The organism is Kordia sp., from assembly GCF_045105435.1.
GTDB lineage: Bacteria > Bacteroidota > Bacteroidia > Flavobacteriales > Flavobacteriaceae > Kordia.
Genome location: NZ_JBGCDL010000001.1, coordinates 1 through 3,794, shown reverse-complemented (window position 1 = coordinate 3,794; position 3,794 = coordinate 1). Strand labels below are relative to the sequence as shown.

The 3,794-nt window shown below is 33.5% G+C and carries 6 protein-coding genes; all 6 read left to right on the top strand.

Annotation, left to right across the window (positions count from 1 at the left end):
* The coding region (locus AB8B65_RS00030; RefSeq protein ID WP_405298735.1) for a hypothetical protein at nucleotides 1–450 on the top strand (450 nt) is incomplete at its 5' end.
* Between the two features lie 2 nt (nucleotides 451–452).
* The gene (locus AB8B65_RS00025) at nucleotides 453–749 is read left to right on the top strand and encodes a winged helix-turn-helix domain-containing protein (protein WP_405298734.1); all 297 of its coding nucleotides are present in this window, start codon (nucleotides 453–455) and stop codon (nucleotides 747–749) included.
* Between the two features lie 125 nt (nucleotides 750–874).
* Nucleotides 875–2,284 carry a cell envelope integrity protein CreD gene (gene creD, locus AB8B65_RS00020; RefSeq protein ID WP_405298733.1) on the top strand — a complete coding sequence of 470 codons (1,410 nt, stop codon included), beginning with the start codon at nucleotides 875–877 and terminating at the stop codon, nucleotides 2,282–2,284.
* Between the two features lie 117 nt (nucleotides 2,285–2,401).
* Nucleotides 2,402–2,713 carry a hypothetical protein gene (locus tag AB8B65_RS00015; protein ID WP_405298732.1) on the top strand — a complete coding sequence of 104 codons (312 nt, stop codon included), beginning with the start codon at nucleotides 2,402–2,404 and terminating at the stop codon, nucleotides 2,711–2,713.
* A 10-nt stretch (nucleotides 2,714–2,723) separates the two neighbouring features.
* A complete protein-coding gene (gene xrtK, locus AB8B65_RS00010) occupies nucleotides 2,724–3,233 on the top strand; it encodes an exosortase K (RefSeq protein ID WP_405298731.1) in 510 nt (169 codons plus the stop codon).
* The coding region (locus AB8B65_RS00005) for a hypothetical protein (protein WP_405298730.1) at nucleotides 3,211–3,794 on the top strand (584 nt) is incomplete at its 3' end. The genes xrtK and AB8B65_RS00005, both read left to right, overlap by 23 nt.

The following is a 3,794-nucleotide window of genomic DNA, read 5'->3' as shown; positions in this document are numbered from 1 at the left end:
ACTTCCATTTTTACTGACGATATTACCTTAAAACTTTTCGCAATTGCAAGTATTGTTTTGTTTTTGGCTGTTGTGACAGGAATCATCTTAACACAGCGAAAAGCACGAAAAAATGGAGAACGCATTTTTGATAAAACGGCTCTTAAGTTGCTTATTAATTTTCTAATTCCGTTAGCAACAGGAGGAATATTTACCCTAGTTTTATTACAAAAAACTGCCGTAGGACTCGTAGCGCCAGCAACATTAATTTTTTACGGATTGGCATGTGTACATGCTAGTAAATATACTTTCGGTCATATTAAATATTTAGGCTACGCAAATATCATTTTAGGACTTATTGCAACACAATATGTTGGCTATGGTTTGTATTTTTGGGCAGTTGGTTTTGGTATTTTTCATATCATTTACGGCGGATTAATGTATATTCTTTTAGAACGAACAGCGAAGTAATTGTGAGTATTATAACTAACATAAATAAAGCATTTGATCACCGAATTCGTTTGGGCATTATGTCTATTTTGATGGTAAACGAATTTGCCGATTTTAAAATGTTGAAGGAACTGCTTTCAATCACCGATGGCAATTTGGCAAGTCACGCCAAAGCACTTGAAAAAGTGGACTATATTAAAGTGGAAAAACAATTTATCGGGCGAAAGCCAAATACACGCTATAGCGCTACAAAATTAGGGAAGCTTGAATTTAAGAAACATATTGAAGCACTAGAACAATTAATTAAAAAGAGCGAATAATATACTATGAATGCACAAACACTAAATACAACAATAAGATACGCAGGACTTCACTCCTAGCAACTCAAAACTTATTTTTTTATCTTTTTACTTTGAATTTCAAAGTACTTTTAAAACAAACTAAAATGGAAATACATCAAACAGAAAAAAACAGCAAAAAATTAGCAGCATGGTTTAAAAGTTCCATCTCTGCAAAGTTTATTATTACAGGTATATTGACCTTATTGTTAATGATTCCGCTTTCGCTGATTCAGGATTTAATTGCCGAACGAGAAGTACGTCAAAAAAGCGTCGTAAGCGAACTAAATGATAAATGGGGAAATGAAATTCTCTTGTACGGACCTATTTTAAAAGTTCCGTATAAAACCTATCAAGAAACGGTGGTTTTTAATGAAACCACGCAGGAAACTGAAAAGAAGCAAACGACACAGTTAAAATACGCGTATTTTTTTCCGAAAACCTTAGATATTAATACAGATGTAAAAACGACCGCTAAGAAGCGAAATAATTTTGAAACTACTGTTTTTACAGCAGATATTGCCACTTCGGGAAGCTTTGAAATTCCCGATTTTTCTCTGAAATCAATCGCAAATGAAGATATTGTTTGGGACAAAGCGACACTTGAAATTAAAACCACAAATTTGAAAGGTTTGAAAAGCGAAGTAAAACTGAATTTAAACGGAAACTCCTATAGTTTTGAAACAAAAGCAAACGGAAATTCAGAACTAGATGCGCTAGAAAGCTCCTATTTAGCACTCGAAGATGTACCAAATACAACCACACGTTCGTTTGATTTTAAGCTGACGTATAATGGCAGTAAAAGCATTCGTTTTGTTCCGATTGGAAAGGTGACAAATGTACAAATGACGTCCGATTGGAAACATCCGAAACACACAGGAAGTTTTATTACGCAAAGCAAACGTACGACTGAAAATGGCGGATTTGAAGCCAATTGGAAATTGTTACATACCAATCGTTCGTTTTCGCAACAGTATTTTAAAGTGCTTCCAAATTTGAATCAATATGCATTTGGAACAGATTTTATTATTCCGCTTAACGAATACCAACAAAGCGAACGCGCTGTAAAATATGGCTTTTTGGTTATTGGATTGACCTTTTTAGTGTTCTTCCTCATTCAGACATTGAGCAAAATTTCAATTCATCCGTTTCAGTACTTAATGATCGGAATTGCGCTGATTATGTTTTACACCTTGCTCATTTCAATTTCGGAACACAGTAGCTTTTTTAAAGCATATCTCATTGCAGGAATTGCCGTTATTGTAATGATTACGCTCTATTCAAAATCCATCTTAAAAAACTGGAAATTCACACTGTTAATTGGCTCTTCTTTGAGCGCATTGTACAGCTTTATTTTTGTGATTATTCAGATGGAAAGCTACGCTTTACTCGTAGGAAGTATTGGCTTATTTATCATTTTGGGAATTGTCATGTATGTATCTCGAAAAATTGATTGGGATTTCGACTCTGCTCAGCCCACGCATTTGGAATCACAACTCACAACTGAAAACTCATAACTAAAAAAGTTAGTTTGATGCGAAAACGATTCCCAACTTTTAAGCTTGGAGGACTGAAAAGTTCGGGTTTCGTTTTCAACTTAAATATCATTTTCAAATTCAAATTCAATTTCAACAATGAATATTCCTTTTGTATATAATTTACTAAAAGCAGCGAAAATTACTGCGATTCTCAGTTTTTTGGGCGGTACTTTTTTACTCATCGCATATTTCTACAATGCAGGTTCAATAGCAATTTTATATTTAGGGATTTACTATGCTTTGGTCGCCGTTTTAATCAATAGTCTGCTGGTTTTTACATTGTACATCACGCTAGTTCATAGCAAAGTGAAACAGAAAAAGATTCTAAAATCCTTGATTTTGATGATTGCAAATGTTCCGATTGGTTTGTGTTATGTGGGCGCAATTATAAGTTACCATCTTCCGTAAATATTTGTTTATGAAAAAGATAACATTCAAATTAGGCTTTGCAATCGGATTGATCGTTTCCGTAAAAGCTTTATATAGTATTGCTTCTATAAATGCACTAAAATGGGTTCTGTATCCGATGATTCCCGTTATTGAATTGTTTACCAATTATACTTTTGAGTGGATTGATACAGTTGGTTTTAGTGCTTCTGAAGGAATTATTATTGAAAAATCGTGCGCAGGCGGCAATTTCTTCTGCATTTGTTTTGCGCTATTGTGTTTCAAACTGTTGAAATTTCAAGGAATTGCAAAGACCATTTTACATTTTATTTTCTTGGGAATTAGCAGTTATTTCATCATGATTTTAGCCAATACCGCACGAATTATTAGCGCGATAAAATTATCCGATTGGGAATGGACACACGCGTTTATTGATCCAAAAACGGCACATTTAGCACTTGGAAGCATCTTATACATTTTTACTTTATTTATTATAAATCACTTCATTTCATTAAAATATGAGCGCGCTCAAACTACATAAAACCTACCGATATTGTATTTCGCTAGTTTTCCTGCAATTACTGTTAGGCTGGCTTTTTTATACTGCTTTTGATTCGCCCGAAACAAACCTGTTTGAATTTACCAGAATTGTCAATCTTTGGGCAATTGGAATTGTACTATTTTCAGTTTTAATTTTTCTGGAAATCAAACAATTTAGCAAAGCTTGGATACTTCCTGTTGGCATTATTCTGTATTATGGAAGTTTTCTGTATATCGTGTATGAATCGTATATTTTTTTTAGAATTCCGCGTGTTCATTCAACAAATATCAATTACGAAATTATTCCGATGTATTTAACGATTCCGGCTTTATTTCATGCGCTTTTGGATGTTATTTACAAGTATTTTCGACCGAAAGGGAAAAGAATAGAAAACATTCAAAATTTAGCGCTGTCCATCATTATTCCGATGTTTTTATACATTTTCGCTATGGTAATTATTCCGCTATTTAGTGGTAGTAATGATCCTTTTTTACGTTTGGATATGTTTGTGATGAAAATTGGAATTTGTATTGCACTTACTGCTTTTCTATTTTTCTTTTT